The sequence below is a fragment of the Sanguibacter keddieii DSM 10542 genome, from assembly GCF_000024925.1.
GTDB classification, from domain to species: Bacteria; Actinomycetota; Actinomycetes; order Actinomycetales; family Cellulomonadaceae; genus Sanguibacter; species Sanguibacter keddieii.
This window is the reverse complement of the sequence record NC_013521.1, coordinates 3,195,722-3,210,856: the sequence shown is the minus strand read 5'-3', so window position 1 is coordinate 3,210,856 and position 15,135 is coordinate 3,195,722. Positions and strand designations below refer to the sequence as shown.

The following is a 15,135-nucleotide window of genomic DNA, read 5'->3' as shown; positions in this document are numbered from 1 at the left end:
CCCTGTTCATATCGACAGGCACAGTGCATGCTGTGTATGCCTGATCATATCGACAGGCGACAGGAGGTACGGATGCCCCCGACACCGAGATGAAAGAAACAAGGACGAGACATGACTGCACCGACGATGGACACACTGGAACCGCTCATGACCGAGGCCGAGGTGGCGCGCCTTCTTCGCATCGACCGGAGCACGCTTTGCCGCTGGCGTACTGCCGGGGTCGGACCGCTCCAGCCGGTCATGGTCACCCCGACGACCCCGCGCTACCGCAGGTCGGACGTCGCGGTGCTGGTCGGCGGCACTCAGTGAGCGTCCGCAGGACTCCATCGGGGCGCTGGCAAGTGCGCGTCAAGGACGGTCGTCGGGACGTCGCTTCGAAAACCTTCGACACGAAGCGGTCCGCACAGGCCTGGGAGGCAGAGCAGAAGGCGAAGCTGTCCGGCGGGGCATGGGTTGATCCGAAGGCGGGGCGAACCCCCGTCCGTGAAGTCATTGATGAGTACCTGGCAACGCGCCCCGGCATCGTGAGCTCCAAGACTCTTCTGACGGAGCATCTGCTCCTGGGGAAGGTCACCCCGGCACTTGGGCGACTGCCTGTCAGTGCAGTGACCCGAGAGGATGTTCAGACGGACCTGGGGGTTCAGGCGCTCGGGCTCGCGACGTCGAGCGTCAAGCGGTACCGGGGGATCTTGAGTGCGCTCTTCACGTACTCGGTGGCGCGACGACTCCGCGAGACGAACCCCGTCTCGGGGACCAAGCTGCCAAGCGGCGCCGAGGGGCACGAGCGGACCGAGATGGCGCCCTACACGCTCGAAGAGCTCCGCGAGGTCGCAGCCGCTTGCATGGAACAGAGCCCGGATGGGGACATCACGCTGTTTCTCGGGCTCACCGGCCTGCGTTGGGGCGAGATGGCTGCGCTCCGTGTCAAGGACGTCCTTGAAGTGCCGAGGCGGGCCATCCGCGTGTCGCGCTCGGCGCCCACCGGACATGCGATCCGTGAGACCACGAAGGGTGGCCGGGACCGGTTCGTGCCGCTGGTGGAGGACGTCTGGCAGATCGTCGCTCGTCGCATGGTTGGGCGCGCCCCTGATGACCTGCTCTTCGTGAATCCCTCCGGGAGGATCTGGGGAGGGTGGAACTGGAAGTGCGGGGTCTCCTGGGCGCAGCACGCGCGAGGGCGACGAGTTCACGACCTCCGACACACGGCAGCGACTCTGTGGCTGTCGAGTGGCGTTCCGCCGAAAACGGTCCAGGCTTGGCTCGGGCACTCCACGGCGACGATGACCCTGGACCTCTACGCCCATTACCTCCCAGCCAGCGAAGCGGACGCAGGCCTTCGCCTCATGAACGAACGGCTGGCGGGGGGAGCCCGGGGGGACCGGCCAGCTGAACAACTTACCCGGCGGGACGCCATTTAGCCCCCTGACCTGCGGTGATGCGAACAGTCACCGCAGGTTCTGGCACTCACCTTGACCGAGTGCTAACTCCGGCATAGATTTGCTCGTGGTTCCACGTGACTCCTGACCGACCCCCGCGACGGCGGTCCGGTACGCGCGTGGCGGCCATGAACTGTCCCTCATTTCTCTGCGAAAGGGGAGGTCCGCGTGTCGGTCTCCATCAAGCCGCTCGAGGACCGGATCGTCGTCAAGACTCTCGAAGTCGAGCTGACCACGCCCTCCGGTCTCGTTATCCCTGACACCGCCAAGGAGAAGCCCCAGGAGGGCGAGGTCCTGGCAGTCGGCCCCGGTCGTATCGACGACAACGGCAACCGCGTCCCGCTGGACGTCGCCGTGGGTGACAAGGTCATCTACAGCAAGTACGGCGGCACCGAGGTCAAGTACGACGGCGAGGAGTACCTCATCCTCTCCGCCCGCGACGTGCTCGCAGTGATCGGCTGATCACGCACCACGCGCGACGAAGGGCCCCACGACCATCGGTCGTGGGGCCCTTCTGCTGTCTGCGGGTGTGTCGGCAGAGAACGGAGAAGGACCCCACGGCCGAGGCCGTGGGGTCCTTCGCAGACTGGGCGCTGCTCCCGGTGAGCTGCTGTCAGCCGACGCGGCGGGTGGTGGTCGAGGCCGGCATCGCGGCGAGCGCTGCGGTGCGCTCGTCCTCGCTGAGGCCGCCCCAGACTCCGTAGGGCTCACGGACACGGAGCGACGCCTCACGGCACTCCATCATCACGGGGCACCCGTGGCAGATGGCCTTGGCGGCCTCGGCGCGGCGGCGACGCGCTGCTCCGCGCTCACCCTCCGGGTGGAAGAACAGGGTGTCGTCGACGTCGCGGCACGAACCCTGGTACTGCCACTCCCACAGGTCCATCACGGGGCCGGGGAGGCGGGAGAGCTCAGTCATCGTCGTACCGTCTTTCTGCTCGGAGCCGGGTCTTGGACCTCGGCGGTCGTGCTCCTAGGACTTCAGCCCTGGGTGATCTGTGAACAACTTAGAACCGATCCAGGAGTTATTCAAGTCACCCTGTGGGTGAGATGTGGATTCTCAGGTGGTGCAGGGATGGTGCGCAGGTGGTGCAGTGCGCGGGAGAGTGCTCACCAGAACGCCGGGATGCCGCGCATGCGGGTGCCGTGCCCGGTCGCCCGCCGGTCGCAGCGGGCTGGTGGTGAACAACACACGAACAACTCGTGACGTGCATCGCCGCGGACGCCAGGTGGCACGACGACTCGGATCTCGGCACAATCGACCCATGAGCACAGGTCGACCGGCACAGGGACAGACCGGCGGCGGCGACCCCTCGGGCGAGAAGACGGGCGAGCAGTCGACCGAGAACTCGAACGAACCCGCGCTCGCGGTCGCAGCGGTGGCCCGACGCCTGGGCGTCGCCCCGGCGACGCTGCGGACCTGGGACCGCCGCTACGGCCTCGGCCCCTCAGCGCACTCCGCCGGCGCCCACCGCCGCTACTCGAGCGACGACGTCGCGCGCCTCATGGTCATGCGTCGGCTGGCGCTCGAAGGTGTCGCACCCGTCGACGCGGCCCGCGCCGCGCTCGCGGTCGACCTCACCACGACCTCGCGTGAGCAGCTCGAGGACGAGCTCCGCGAGACGATCGCGCACGCCGACGAGGAGAACCAGCGGCACGGGCGACGCGTCGACCCCGACCAGCCGCACGCCGCCCCCGAGCAGCCCCGCCGGCTCGTCGGGCTCGACCGCGAGGCCCACGACGACCGTGGCGCGGTCGTCGAGCCCGCCACCGAGGCGCTGAGCCCGGCGTCCCCCAACCCGGCGTCCCCCAACCCGACGTCGTCCACCCCGGCGCTGTCCGGCCCGCGCTCTCTCCGCGACGTCAGCGCGAGCGCCCCGGGAGACCCCGAGCCCCAGCGGCCGTCCCTGCGTCTCGCGGCCCCGGTCGACTCCGAGGTCACGTCGATCGACGTCATCGACGCCGTGCTCCGTGGCAACGTCGCCGCGACCGAGCGCCTGCTCGCCCTCGACGCCGACCAGGACCCGGCGCAGTGGTGGATGACCCTCGTCGAGCCCACCCTCCGCAAGCTCGCCGCACGCACCGTCCTGGCCAAGCCGGGGGAGGCTCCCGAGAGCCTGCTCGCGAGCGCGACCCTCAAGGTCGTGGCCGACTTCATCCGGGCCCGCGAGGAGCAGACCGCCCTCGAGACCGGTGTCCGGTCACCGCACCCCAGCCAGATGAAGAAGATCGTCCTGCTCTTCGCCGCGGCCGACGACGCCCAGCCGCTCGCGATGCACGCGCTCGCCGCGGCCCTCGTGGCGCAGGGTGTCACGGCCCGCATCGTCACCGGCCCGGCGAACGCCCACCGGGCGCTCGAGCTCGTGACGATGGTGCGCCCGGTGGCGACGGTGCTCGTCACCTCGCTCTCGCGCCCCGAGCTGGGCATCGTGCACGCGCTCCACGAGACCCACCCCGAGCTGTCCGTGTTCGTCGGGCTGAGCAGCGACGACGCCGCGGCAGACCTCCCGCAGTCCCGGTTCGTGAGTCGTGTCCGCAGCTTCCAGGGCCTGCTCCACGAGGTGCTTGCGGTCGCCGTCTGACGCGTCGACGACCGCCCGACGCCGGTCTGCGGCGGGCCGCCCCGCGGGCCCCGCGGCGATCCCTCTCTGTGAGCGGACAGACACCGTGGCCCCCCGGCGCGGTGCGTAGACTTCCTCCATGAACTCGTCGAGCAGCGCGCAGCCCCACGACCCCTTCGGATTCATCGGACTCACCTACGACGACGTCCTCCTGCTCCCCGGAGAGACCGACGTCATCCCCAGCCAGGTCGACACCACCGCGCGGCTGACCCGCGAGATCTCGGTCTCCGTCCCGCTGCTGTCCGCGGCCATGGACACCGTGACCGAGTCGCGCATGGCCATCGCGATGGCTCGCCAGGGCGGCATCGGCATCATCCACCGCAACCTGTCGATCGAGGCCCAGGCCCAGAACGTCGACCTGGTCAAGCGCTCCGAGTCGGGCATGATCACCGACCCCGTGACGATCACCCCCGACGCGACGCTCGCCGAGCTCGACGCGCTCTGCGGCCAGTACCGTGTGTCCGGCCTGCCGGTCGTCGACGCCGACGGGCTGCTGCTCGGCATCATCACCAACCGCGACCTGCGCTTCGTCCCACCGGGCGACTTCGCGCAGCGCCGCGTCCACGAGGTCATGACCAAGATGCCGCTCATCACCGGTCCGGTGGGCATCTCGCGCGAGGACGCTGCCGCGCTGCTCGGCACGCACCGCATCGAGAAGCTGCCGCTGGTCGACGACGCGGGACGCCTCCAGGGGCTCATCACCGTCAAGGACTTCGTCAAGTCCGAGCAGTACCCCGACGCCACGAAGGACGGCGAGGGTCGCCTCGTGGTCGGTGCGGCGATCGGGTTCTTCGGCGACGCGTGGGACCGTGCGACGACGCTCGCCGAGGCCGGTGCCGACGTCCTCGTGGTCGACACGGCCAACGGGCACGCGCGCCTCATGCTCGACATGATCCGCAGGCTCAAGGCGGACCCGGCCTTCGCCGGGGTCCAGATCATCGGTGGCAACGTCGCGACCCGCGCTGGCGCGCAGGCGCTCGTCGACGCCGGGGTCGACGCCGTCAAGGTGGGCGTCGGACCGGGCTCCATCTGCACCACCCGCGTCGTGGCCGGCGTCGGCGTCCCGCAGGTCACCGCGATCTACGAGGCCTCGCTCGCCTGCAAGCCGGCTGGCGTGCCGGTGATCGGCGACGGCGGCCTGCAGTACTCGGGCGACATCGCCAAGGCGCTCGTCGCCGGTGCCGACACGGTGATGCTCGGCTCGCTCCTGGCGGGCTGCGACGAGAGCCCGGGCGACCTCGTGTTCGTCAACGGCAAGCAGTTCAAGCTGTACCGCGGCATGGGCTCCATCGGGGCCATGGCCTCGCGCGGCAAGAAGGCGTCCTACTCCAAGGACCGCTACTTCCAGGCGGACGTGGCGAGCGACGACAAGATCGTGCCCGAGGGCATCGAGGGGCAGGTCCCGTACCGGGGTCCGCTCGGCGCCGTCGCGCACCAGCTCATCGGTGGCCTGCACCAGTCGATGTTCTACGTCGGCGCGCACACCATCCCGCAGCTGCAGGAGCGTGGGAAGTTCGTCCGGATCACCCCGGCTGGTCTCAAGGAGTCGCACCCGCACGACATCCAGATGACCGTCGAGGCGCCCAACTACACGGGCCGCTGAGCAGGTCGCGCCGAGGCCGTCCCGTACCCCTGCCGGTGCGGGACGGCCTCAACCCTGTCCGGCTCCAGCTGCCGCACGGCGCCGAGGCCGCGACGGTGCTCGCGTACCTGGTCGCCCGCTTCCCCACCGACGCGGAGCGGATGCGCGAGAAGGTCGCTGCCGGCGAGGTGGTCGACGAGATCGGCCGGTCGCTCGGTCCCGACGCCCCGTACGTCGGCGGGACTCTCGTCTACCTGTACCGCGACGCGGCACCGGAGCCACGGGTGCCCTTCGAGATCGACGTGCTGCACCACGATGACGACCTGCTCGTCATCGACAAGCCGCACTTCCTCGCCAGCACGCCCCGAGGGGCCTACGTGGTCGAGTCTGCGGTCGTGCGGCTGCGGCGCGACCTGGGGCTGCCCGAGATCAGCCCGGCGCACCGGCTGGACCGCATCACCGCCGGGGTGCTGGTCCTGACGACCCGACGCGAGGTCCGGGGTGCCTACCAGCAGCTCTTCGCGAGCCGCACGATCCACAAGACCTACGAGGCCGTGGCGCGTGTGGACCCGCGGCTCGACCTCCCGCGGACCGTCCGCAGCCGCATCGTCAAGGAGCACGGGACGCTGGTGGCCCAGGAGGTGCCGGGGGAGCCCAACGCGGAGAGCCGCGTCAGCCTCGCCGAGGTGGCCCCGGGTGCGGGGGACGGTGGCGAGGCCCTCGGTCGCTACGTGCTCGAGCCGCACACCGGCAAGACGCACCAGCTGCGGCTGCACATGGCCTCGCTCGGCCTGCCGATCCTCAACGACAACTTCTACCCGCGGTTCTACGACGTGGCGCCCGACGACTACTCGGCGCCGCTGCAGCTGCTCGCGCGGTCCATCAGCTTCACCGACCCGCTGAGCGGCGAGCCCCGGACCTTCACCAGCCGACGCGCCCTGGGACGCTGGCCCGGCACGGCTGCGTGACCCGCCTGCTCAGAGCACGCGCGGCCCGGTCTGCCGGTGGTCGCTCAGCCAGGTGAGCTCGGCGCCGGGGCCGGTGAGCCCCTTGCTGTCCCGCCACGCGTTGAAGTCCTCCGCCCAGCGGCGGTGCTCGGTGGCCTGGTAGCCGTGGAGGTCCTGGAGCGTCCGGGCACCGATCTCGGGGTACTGGGTGACCATGGCGCCGAGGACGTCGAGCGTGGCGAGGACGTCGACGTCGGCCGTGTGCAGCTCCCCGTCGCCCTCGATGCCGTAGACGCCGCAGAGGTCCACGAGCTTGCGCTTGCCGCGTCGGTAGCGGTCGACGGCGCGGTCCAGCACGAGCGGGTCGATCACGGGCGCGACCTCTGCGCCGGTGCGCTCCTCGAGCGTCTGCAGGCCGTAGCGACGCAGCTCGGCCTGGAGGATGCACAGGTCGAAGGTCGCGTTGAAGGCCACGACAGGGATCCCCTCCGAGAGCGCGGCGGCGATCTCTTTCGCGATCTCGTCGAGCGCGCCGGCGGGGTCCTGCCCCTCGGCCCGGGCGACCTCGGTCGTGATGCCGTGGATCGACGAGGCCTCGGGCGGGATGGGGACGCCGGGGTCGAGGAGCCAGGTCCGGACCTCGGTGGTGCCGACGTGGCGACGGACGAGGGCAGCGGAGACGATCCTGTCCTCGGACACGTCCACCCCGGTCGTCTCCGTGTCGAAGCCGAGCATCGGGCCGGTCGTCCAGGTCATGGGGGTGTCTCCTCGCCATCGTCTGCGGTGGTGCGGTGGTGCTGTCTTGTGGGCCCAGCATCCCAGGCGCCACCGACACCCGGGCGGACCGGCGCGCAGGGGTCGGGCGTCGGGGCGGTAACCTAGTCGGGTGAGCAACGAGATCGAGATCGGCCGAGGCAAGCGCGGACGGCGCGCCTTCTCCTTCGACGACATCGCGGTGGTGCCGTCACGCCGTACGCGTGACCCGGAGGACGTGTCTGTCGGCTGGCAGATCGACGCCTACCACTTCGACCTGCCGATCGTGGCAGCGCCGATGGACTCGGTGATGAGCCCCGCCACCGCGGTCGCGCTCGGCCAGCACGGCGGGCTCGGGGTCCTCGACCTCGAGGGACTGTGGACGCGCTACGAGGACCCGACGGCGCTGCTCGCGGAGATCGCGCAGCTCGAGCCGGAGCAGGCGACCCGTCGCATGCAGGAGATCTACGCCGCGCCCATCCAGCCCGAGCTCATCACCCAGCGCCTCAAGGAGATCCGCGCGGCGGGCGTCACCGTCGCCGGTGCCCTGTCGCCGCAGCGGACGCAGGAGTTCTACCAGACCGTCATCGACGCCGGGGTGGACCTCTTCGTCATCCGCGGCACCACGGTGTCCGCCGAGCACGTCTCCGGCAACGCCGAGCCCCTCAACCTCAAGCGCTTCATCTACGAGCTCGACGTGCCCGTCATCGTCGGCGGCGCCTCGACCTACACCGCGGCGCTGCACCTCATGCGCACCGGTGCGGCCGGCGTGCTCGTCGGCTTCGGTGGCGGCGCGGCCCACACCACGCGGGTCTCGCTCGGCATCCACGCACCGATGGCCACCGCCGTCGCGGACGTCGCGGCGGCGCGCCGTGACTACCTCGACGAGTCGGGCGGCCGCTACGTCCACGTCATCGCCGACGGCGGTGTCGGGCGCGCGGGCGACCTGGTCAAGGCCGTCGCGTGCGGCGCCGACGCCGTCATGGTCGGCGCGGCGCTGGCCCGTGCCGAGGAGGCACCGGGCCAGGGCTGGCACTGGGGCTCCGAGGCCCACCACCCGCAGCTGCCGCGCGGCGAGCGCGTGAGCGTCGGGACCGCGGGCTCGCTCGCGGAGATCCTCTTCGGGCCGGGTCGCCAGGCCGATGGCACGCTCAACCTCGTCGGCGCGCTCAAGCGTGCCATGGCCACGACCGGGTACTCCGACCTCAAGGAGTTCCAGCGCGTCGAGGTCGTCGTCTCCCCGTACCAGCCGCGCTGACCCCCAGCACTGCTGACACCCAGCAAGACTGACGCACGGCACCACCGGAGCCTGGCGCCACTCGTGCACAGCACCACAGCGCAGAGAGCCGACACCCAGAAGTGACAGCAGCGACCCCCGACGGCACGCCCCTCGCGCCCTCCGCGCCAGAGACCACGATCTCTGCCGTGACGGGTGACGACGAGCGTGCCGTCGTCGCGCTGTGGGAGGCGGCGGGACTCACGCGCCCCTGGAACGACCCCTCGGCCGACCTCCGGGCAGCGCTCAGCACGCCGACCTCGACCGTGCTCGGGGCGAGGACACCCGAGGGCGGTCTCGTCGGGACGGTCATGGTCGGCTACGACGGCCACCGCGGCTGGGTCTACTACCTCGCCGTCGACGAGAGCAGCCGCGGTGCCGGTCTCGGCCGAGCACTCATGGTCGCGGCCGAGGCCTGGCTCGTGGCCGAGGGTGCCCCGAAGGTCCAGCTCATGGTGCGGGAGACCAACACCGCGGTCCTCGGCTTCTACGCCGCCCTCGGGTACAGCGACCAGGCCTGCGTCGTCCTGGGTCGTCGCACCGACTGAGCCGTGCTGGCTGAAGTCTCTGACCCGCACCCCTGACCAGCACCGACACCTGATGTCCGACTGTGTCTGCTTCGGACGGACGTAGGCCCAAGGTCTCGTCGCTCCTCTCTTTCTCGCGCGCCGGGCGGGCGCTCTGCGTCGTCGCCGTTTCCTTCGATCCCACATCGACGCTTGCACTCCAACATAAACGGGCGTATACAAGTGCATACAGATATTCCGCGTCGTCGCAGACGCGGACGACGACGGAGTTGACGTGTACGCACCCGAGAGACACCAGGCGATCCTGGCGACAGCACGCGCCGAGGGGCGCGTCGAGGTCGCGGGCCTGGCCCGCACCTTCGACGTGACGCCCGAGACGGTCCGCCGAGACCTCTCGGTCCTCGAGCGCCACGGGCTCGTCCGCCGGGTGCACGGGGGAGCGATCCCCGTCGAGCGTCTGCGCACCGAGCCCGCCGTCTCCGTCCGCGAGGGCATGCTCTCCGACGAGAAGCGGCGCATCGCGCAGGCCGCCCTCCGTGAGATCCCCGACGCCGGCACCATCGTGCTGGACTCCGGCACCACCACGCTCCGCCTCGCGGAGGTGCTGCCGACCGACCGCGAGCTCCAGGTCGTGACGAACTCGCTCCCGATCGCCGCGCTGCTCGCGGAGCGCCCGACGGTGACCCTCCACTTCGTGGGCGGCGCCGTCCGCGGCCGCACCCTCGCCTCGGTCGGCCCCTGGGCCGAGCGGGCCCTCGCCGACATCCACGCCGACATCGTGTTCCTCGGCGCCAACGGCATCACGCCCGACCACGGCGCCACCACCCCTGACCTGGGCGAGGCCGCGGTCAAGCGGGCTCTCGCCCGGGCCGCGCGCCGCGTCGTGCTCCTCGCCGACCACACCAAGGTCGGCCGCTCGGACTTCGCCCGCATCGTCGGGCTCGACGACGTAGACCTGCTCATCACCGACTCCGGGATCGACGCGGACCTCGCGGCCGAGCTCGAGTCGGTCGACCTCACGGTGGTGCAAGCATGATCATCACGATCACCCCCAACCCCAGCCTCGACCGGACCCTCGAGGTCCAGGCGCTCGAGCCGGGCGAGGTGAACCGGGCGCACGCCACCCACGTCGACGCCGGCGGCAAGGGCATCAACGTCACCCGGGCGCTCACGGCCAACGGCCTCGCCTCCGTCGCGGTGTTCCCGTCGGGAGGCTCCGACGGCGCGCGGCTGGTCGCCGACCTCCGCGACGGCGGGGTCGTCGCGCGGCCCGTCGAGACCGGGACGGACACCCGCAGCAACATCACGGTGGTCGACGGGCGCGGAGCCACGACCAAGATCAACGCACCCGGCTCGCCTCTCACCGAAGAGGCCGCGGTGCTGCTGCTCACCACGCTCGCCGAGGAGATCCGGCTCGCGACCGAGGCCGGCGAGACCGCCCTCGTCGTCGGCGCCGGCAGCCTGCCGGCCGGTGCTGGGGACGACTTCTACGTCCGGGTCACGGAGGTCGCAGCCGCGCACGGCGCGCGCACCGTCCTCGACACGTCGGGCGCGCCGCTGCGTGCGGCCGTCGCGGTCGGTGGCCTCACCCTGGTGAAGCCGAACGAGGAGGAGCTCGCCGAGCTCGTCGGTCGCCCCCTCACGACGGTCGGCGCAGTCGTCGACGCCGCCCGCCAGGTCATGGATTCCGGCGTCACCGCGGTGCTCGTCTCGCTCGGCGCGCACGGTGCGCTCCTGGTCACCGAGGGCACCGTCCTGTGGGCCGGTGGTCCGGCCCTCGTGCCGGCCTCGACCGTCGGCGCCGGCGACGTGACCCTCGCCGGGTTCCTCGCTGCGCTGGTCTCCGCCGGCCCCACCCCCACCGTGACCCTCGACGCCGACACCGCGGCCCTCGCCCTGCGCCAGGCCGTCGCCTGGGGCCGCGCTGCCGTCCTGCTGCCCGGCTCAGCCGTCCCGCACCCTCACGACATCCACCTCGACGACGTCGAGATCATCACCGACCCATCCCGCCACATCGCACTGAAGGAGCTGTGAAGTGAGCACTTCTACGCCTGCCCCCCTCATCACCGCCGACCTCGTCGCCCTCGACGTCGTCGCAGCCGACCGCGACGAGGCCACCCGTGTCCTCATCGACCTGCTCGCCGCCTCGGGCCGCGTGACCGACGCCGACGGCTTCCACGCCGACGTCCGCGCCCGCGAGGCCCAGATGGCGACGGGCATGCCGGGCGGCGTGGGCCTGCCGCACGCACGCTCCGAGCACGTCACCGTCCCGTCGCTCGCCCTCGCGCGGGTCCCGGCCGGTGTCGACTTCGGTGCGCCGGACGGCCCCGCCACCCTGATCTTCCTCATCGCGGCGCCCGCCAGCGGCGACAGCGACCACCTCAAGATCCTCGCGTCGCTCGCCCGCCGCCTGGTCCACGAGTCCTTCCGTACCTCCCTGCGCGAGGCGCCCGACGCCGCGACCGTGGCAGAGATCGTCACCCGAGAGGTCAACCCCTCATGAAGTTCGTCGCAGTGACGTCGTGCCCCACGGGCATCGCGCACACCTACATGGCAGCAGAGGCGCTCGAGCAGGCCGGCAAGGCCGCCGGGCACCAGGTGCAGGTCGAGACCCAGGGCTCGGCCGGCTCGACCCCGCTCGACCCCGCGATCATCGAGGCAGCTGACGGCGTGATCTTCGCCGCCGACCTCGAGGTCCGCGACAAGGAGCGCTTCGCCGGGAAGCCGACCATCGACGTCGGCGTGAAGAAGGCCGTCCACGACGCCCCCGGTGTCATCGGCCAGGCCGTCAGCGCCGTCGAGGCGGGCGTCGTGACGCCCGCTGCGGCAGCCGGTGGCGGGTCCACGGACCCGGCGACGAAGATCGACCGGAACTCGAGCGTCGGCACGCGCATCCGTCAGTACCTCATGACCGGCGTGTCGTACATGATTCCGTTCGTCGCCGCGGGCGGCATCCTCATCGCCCTGAGCTTCATGATCGGCGGCTACCAGATCGTCGACGTGCCGGCCGACGACGTCATCAACAACTTCGACGTGCTCTCGGCGACCAGCTGGGCGGCTCTCATGAACCTCACCGGTGGTGTGGCCTTCGGGTTCCTCGTCGCCGTGCTCTCCGGGTTCATCGCCTTCGCGATCGCCGACCGGCCCGGTCTGGTCCCCGGCTTCGTGGGCGGGTCGATCTCGGTCGCTGTCGGCGCCGGGTTCCTCGGTGGTCTGGTCTCCGGTTTCGTCGCCGGGTTCCTCGCCCTGTGGATCAGCCGCTGGAAGGTCCCGAAGGGCGTCCGCGGCATCATGCCGGTCGTGGTCATCCCGCTGCTGTCGACCTTCGTCACCGGTCTGCTCATGTTCGTGGTGCTCGGGCGTCCGCTCGCCGCGCTCATGGACGGGCTGTCCGACTGGCTCAGCGGCCTGAGCGGCTCGAACCTCATCCTCCTCGGCCTCATCCTCGGAGCCATGATGGGGATCGACCTCGGTGGCCCGATCAACAAGGTGGCCTACACCTTCGCGGTCACCGGTCTCTCGACGGCCGGCCTGACCGACGGTGCCACGCAGTTCCGCGTCATGGCCACGGTCATGGGCGCCGGCATGGTGGCACCGCTCGCCATGGCGCTCGCCACGACGGTCCGCAAGCGCCTCTTCACCCGTCAGGAGCGCGAGAACGGCAAGGCCGCCTGGCTGCTCGGTCTCTCGTTCATCTCCGAGGGTGCCATCCCGTTCGCGGCCGCCGACCCGCTCCGTGTGCTCGGTGCCTCGGTCGTCGGGTCGAGCGTCACCGGTGGCCTCATCATGGCCTTCGACGCGTCGCAGCGCGCCCCGCACGGTGGCGTCTGGGTCCTGCCGCTCGTCGACAACTGGGCGTTCTTCCTGCTCGCCGTCGCGATCGGCACCGTGGTCTCCGCGGCGCTCGTCATCCTCTTCAAGGGCATCGGGTCCAACCCGGCGCTCGAGGCTGAGCAGGCCGCCGAGGCCGCTGCTCAGCCCGCCACCACCACGGTCTGACCAGCCGGTCCGACCCGCACCGCAAGGAGAGAACCATGCCCTCACGCACCGTCGCCGTCGCCTCCCGCTCCGGCCTGCACGCCCGTCCCGCGTCCCTGTTCACGCAGGCGGCGGCCGACAGCGGCCTCGAGGTGACGATCGCGCACGCCGGCGGCGAGCCCGTCGACGCGGCGAGCATCCTGTTCGTCATGTCCCTCGGCGTCCCGCACGGCGACGAGGTCACCCTCGCCGCCGAGGGTGACGACGCGGACCGCGTCCTCGACGAGCTCGTCACGCTGCTCGCGACGGACCTCGACGAGGAGCACTGATGCTCACCGGTGCAGGCGTCGGCCGCGGCGCCGGGATCGGCCCGGTCGTCCGGGTCAGCCCGGCGCCCGTGGCGCCGTCCGACGAGCAGGCGCCCGACGACCGCGAGGCGACCGCCGCGCGGGCGACGGCGGCCTTCGACGACGTCGCTGCGGCGCTGCGCGCCCAGGCCGACGGGGCCGAGGGGGCAGCGGTGGCCGTGCTCCAGGCCACCGCGCAGATGGCGCAGGACCGTGCGCTGCGCACCAAGGTGCTCGCCAAGATCTCCGCCGGCGAGCCGCCGGTCGCAGCCCTCGACAGCGTGGTGCAGACCTTCGTGGACATGTTCACCGCTGCGGGCGGCCTGCTGCTCGAGCGGGTCACCGACCTGCGCAGCGTCCGGGACCGGGTCGCCGCGCACCTCCTGGGCGTGCCCGTCCCGGGCGTCCCGCAGCTCACCGGCCCGGCCGTCGTCGTGGCCGAGGACCTCGCGCCCGCCGACACCGCGGCGCTCGACCTGCGGCACGTGGTCGCGATCGTCACGGAGCAGGGTGGCACCACCAGCCACACGGCGATCATCGCCGGGCAGCGCAGCATCCCGTGCCTGGTCCGGGTGGCCGGTGCGCTCGACCTCGCCCCGGGGACCGTCGTCGCGGTCGACGCCGCGGCCGGCACCCTCGAGGTCGACCCGGGCCCCGCGGTGGCCGAGGCCTTCGCCGAGCGTGCGCGCCTCGCCGCCCAGCTGGCCGAGGACACCTCCGCCGGTGCTACGGCCGACGGGGTCCCCGTCGGCCTGCTGGCCAACATCGGCACCGCGGCCGACGCCGAGCGCGCCGCCGCGACCGCCGTCGAGGGCGTCGGGCTGTTCCGCACCGAGGTGCTGTTCCTCGACCGGACCACCGCGCCGACCCGCGAGGAGCAGGCCGCGGTCTACGCCGAGGTCCTGCGCAGCCTCGGGGGACGCAAGGTCGTGGTCCGGACCCTCGACGCCGGTGCCGACAAGCCGCTCGCCTTCGCCACGCAGCCCGACGAGGAGAACCCTGCCCTCGGGGTCCGCGGCTACCGGCTCGTCCGGACGGCCCCGGAGCTCCTCGAGACCCAGCTCGCGGCCCTGGCCGACGCGCAGCGGGAGACCGGCATCGAGCCCTGGGTCATGGCGCCCATGATCTCGACGCCCGACGAGGCACGCGACTTCGCGACCTCGGCCCGCGCCCACGGCCTGACGACCGTCGGCGTCATGGTCGAGGTCCCCGCGGCGGCGCTGCGGGCCGAGGCGATCCTCGACGAGGTCGACTTCGTGTCGATGGGCACCAACGACCTCGCCCAGTACGTCATGGCGTCAGACCGCCTGCGCGGCGAGCTGAGCGACCTCATCTCGATGTGGCAGCCGGCGGTACTCGACCTCGTCGCGGCCACGGCCCGTGCCGGTGCCCGCGCCGGGAAGCCGGCCGGCGTCTGCGGCGAGTCCGCCGGCGACCCCGTGATGGCCGTCGTGCTCGTCGGTCTCGGCGTCACGTCCCTGTCGATGTCGTCGGGGTCGGTCCCGGCGGTGCGCTTCGCGGTCTCACGGCACACCCAGGAGCAGGCGCGTGCTGTCGCCGAGGCTGCCCTCGGTGCCCGCTCCGCCGAGCAGGCCCGCGCGGCCGCCGTGGCGGCCCTCGTCCCCGAGGTGGCAGCGCTCCTCGGAGCCTGAGACCGGAGCCTGAGAG

General features: G+C 71.7%; 16 protein-coding genes. 14 read left to right on the top strand and 2 right to left on the bottom strand.

The genetic code is table 11. From position 1 onward, the window contains the following. Window positions 1-111 precede the first annotated feature (111 nt). The 3 genes from SKED_RS20365 (at window position 112) to groES (ending at window position 1,898) form a co-directional block, all read left to right on the top strand. A complete protein-coding gene (locus tag SKED_RS20365) occupies window positions 112-309 on the top strand; it encodes a helix-turn-helix transcriptional regulator (protein WP_042438081.1) in 198 nt (65 codons plus the stop codon). After that, complete coding sequence (locus SKED_RS14090) at window positions 306-1,418, top strand: site-specific integrase (RefSeq protein ID WP_012867842.1); 1,113 nt, start codon at window positions 306-308, stop codon at window positions 1,416-1,418. The genes SKED_RS20365 and SKED_RS14090 overlap by 4 nt, the downstream gene beginning before the upstream one ends. 186 nt (window positions 1,419-1,604) lie before the next feature. Then, entirely contained in the window at window positions 1,605-1,898 is a 294-nt protein-coding gene (gene groES / locus SKED_RS14085) for a co-chaperone GroES (protein WP_012867841.1), read from the top strand. Window positions 1,899-2,049: 151 nt separating this feature from the next. Here the strand turns inward: groES and SKED_RS14080 are convergent, their stop codons facing one another. Continuing rightward, on the bottom strand, window positions 2,050-2,355 hold the full coding sequence (locus SKED_RS14080; RefSeq protein ID WP_012867840.1) for a WhiB family transcriptional regulator: 306 nt from the start codon (window positions 2,353-2,355) through the stop codon (window positions 2,050-2,052). 346 nt (window positions 2,356-2,701) lie between these two features. Here SKED_RS14080 and SKED_RS20775 point away from each other — a divergent pair, with 346 nt between their 5' ends. The 3 genes from SKED_RS20775 to SKED_RS14065 all read left to right on the top strand — a co-directional run bounded on the left by SKED_RS20775 (window position 2,702) and on the right by SKED_RS14065 (window position 6,607). Further along, complete coding sequence (locus tag SKED_RS20775) at window positions 2,702-4,018, top strand: MerR family transcriptional regulator (RefSeq protein WP_012867839.1); 1,317 nt, start codon at window positions 2,702-2,704, stop codon at window positions 4,016-4,018. Window positions 4,019-4,136: 118 nt separating this feature from the next. Further along, window positions 4,137-5,660 (top strand): IMP dehydrogenase, encoded by a 1,524-nt coding sequence (guaB, locus tag SKED_RS14070; protein WP_012867838.1) that lies wholly within the window; start codon window positions 4,137-4,139, stop codon window positions 5,658-5,660. Window positions 5,661-5,695: 35 nt separating this feature from the next. Further along, window positions 5,696-6,607, top strand: coding sequence for a pseudouridine synthase (locus SKED_RS14065; protein ID WP_012867837.1), 912 nt, complete (start codon window positions 5,696-5,698; stop codon window positions 6,605-6,607). 9 nt (window positions 6,608-6,616) lie between these two features. Here the strand turns inward: SKED_RS14065 and SKED_RS14060 are convergent, their stop codons facing one another. After that, window positions 6,617-7,342, bottom strand: coding sequence for an exonuclease domain-containing protein (locus tag SKED_RS14060; RefSeq protein WP_012867836.1), 726 nt, complete (start codon window positions 7,340-7,342; stop codon window positions 6,617-6,619). Between the two features lie 130 nt (window positions 7,343-7,472). On the opposite strand from SKED_RS14060, the gene SKED_RS14055 reads away from it, so the two are divergent. The 8 genes from SKED_RS14055 (at window position 7,473) to ptsP (ending at window position 15,119) form a co-directional block, all read left to right on the top strand. Continuing rightward, on the top strand, window positions 7,473-8,597 hold the full coding sequence (locus SKED_RS14055; protein ID WP_012867835.1) for a GuaB3 family IMP dehydrogenase-related protein: 1,125 nt from the start codon (window positions 7,473-7,475) through the stop codon (window positions 8,595-8,597). Window positions 8,598-8,698: 101 nt separating this feature from the next. Next, a complete protein-coding gene (locus SKED_RS14050; RefSeq protein ID WP_012867834.1) occupies window positions 8,699-9,163 on the top strand; it encodes a GNAT family acetyltransferase in 465 nt (154 codons plus the stop codon). A 253-nt stretch (window positions 9,164-9,416) separates the two neighbouring features. Then, window positions 9,417-10,178: a DeoR/GlpR family DNA-binding transcription regulator gene (locus tag SKED_RS14045; protein ID WP_012867833.1), complete on the top strand. Its 762-nt coding sequence runs from the start codon at window positions 9,417-9,419 to the stop codon at window positions 10,176-10,178. Next, window positions 10,175-11,176, top strand: a complete 1,002-nt coding sequence (locus tag SKED_RS14040) for a 1-phosphofructokinase family hexose kinase (RefSeq protein WP_012867832.1) — start codon at window positions 10,175-10,177, stop codon at window positions 11,174-11,176. The genes SKED_RS14045 and SKED_RS14040 overlap by 4 nt, the downstream gene beginning before the upstream one ends. A gap of 1 nt (window position 11,177) precedes the next feature. Next, window positions 11,178-11,645: a PTS sugar transporter subunit IIA gene (locus SKED_RS14035; RefSeq protein WP_012867831.1), complete on the top strand. Its 468-nt coding sequence runs from the start codon at window positions 11,178-11,180 to the stop codon at window positions 11,643-11,645. Beyond that, window positions 11,642-13,141, top strand: coding sequence for a PTS fructose transporter subunit IIC (locus SKED_RS14030; RefSeq protein ID WP_012867830.1), 1,500 nt, complete (start codon window positions 11,642-11,644; stop codon window positions 13,139-13,141). The genes SKED_RS14035 and SKED_RS14030 overlap by 4 nt, the downstream gene beginning before the upstream one ends. 35 nt (window positions 13,142-13,176) lie before the next feature. Next, on the top strand, window positions 13,177-13,449 hold the full coding sequence (locus SKED_RS14025) for an HPr family phosphocarrier protein (RefSeq protein ID WP_012867829.1): 273 nt from the start codon (window positions 13,177-13,179) through the stop codon (window positions 13,447-13,449). Next, a complete protein-coding gene (gene ptsP, locus SKED_RS14020; protein ID WP_012867828.1) occupies window positions 13,449-15,119 on the top strand; it encodes a phosphoenolpyruvate--protein phosphotransferase in 1,671 nt (556 codons plus the stop codon). The genes SKED_RS14025 and ptsP overlap by 1 nt, the downstream gene beginning before the upstream one ends. Window positions 15,120-15,135: the final 16 nt, after the last annotated feature.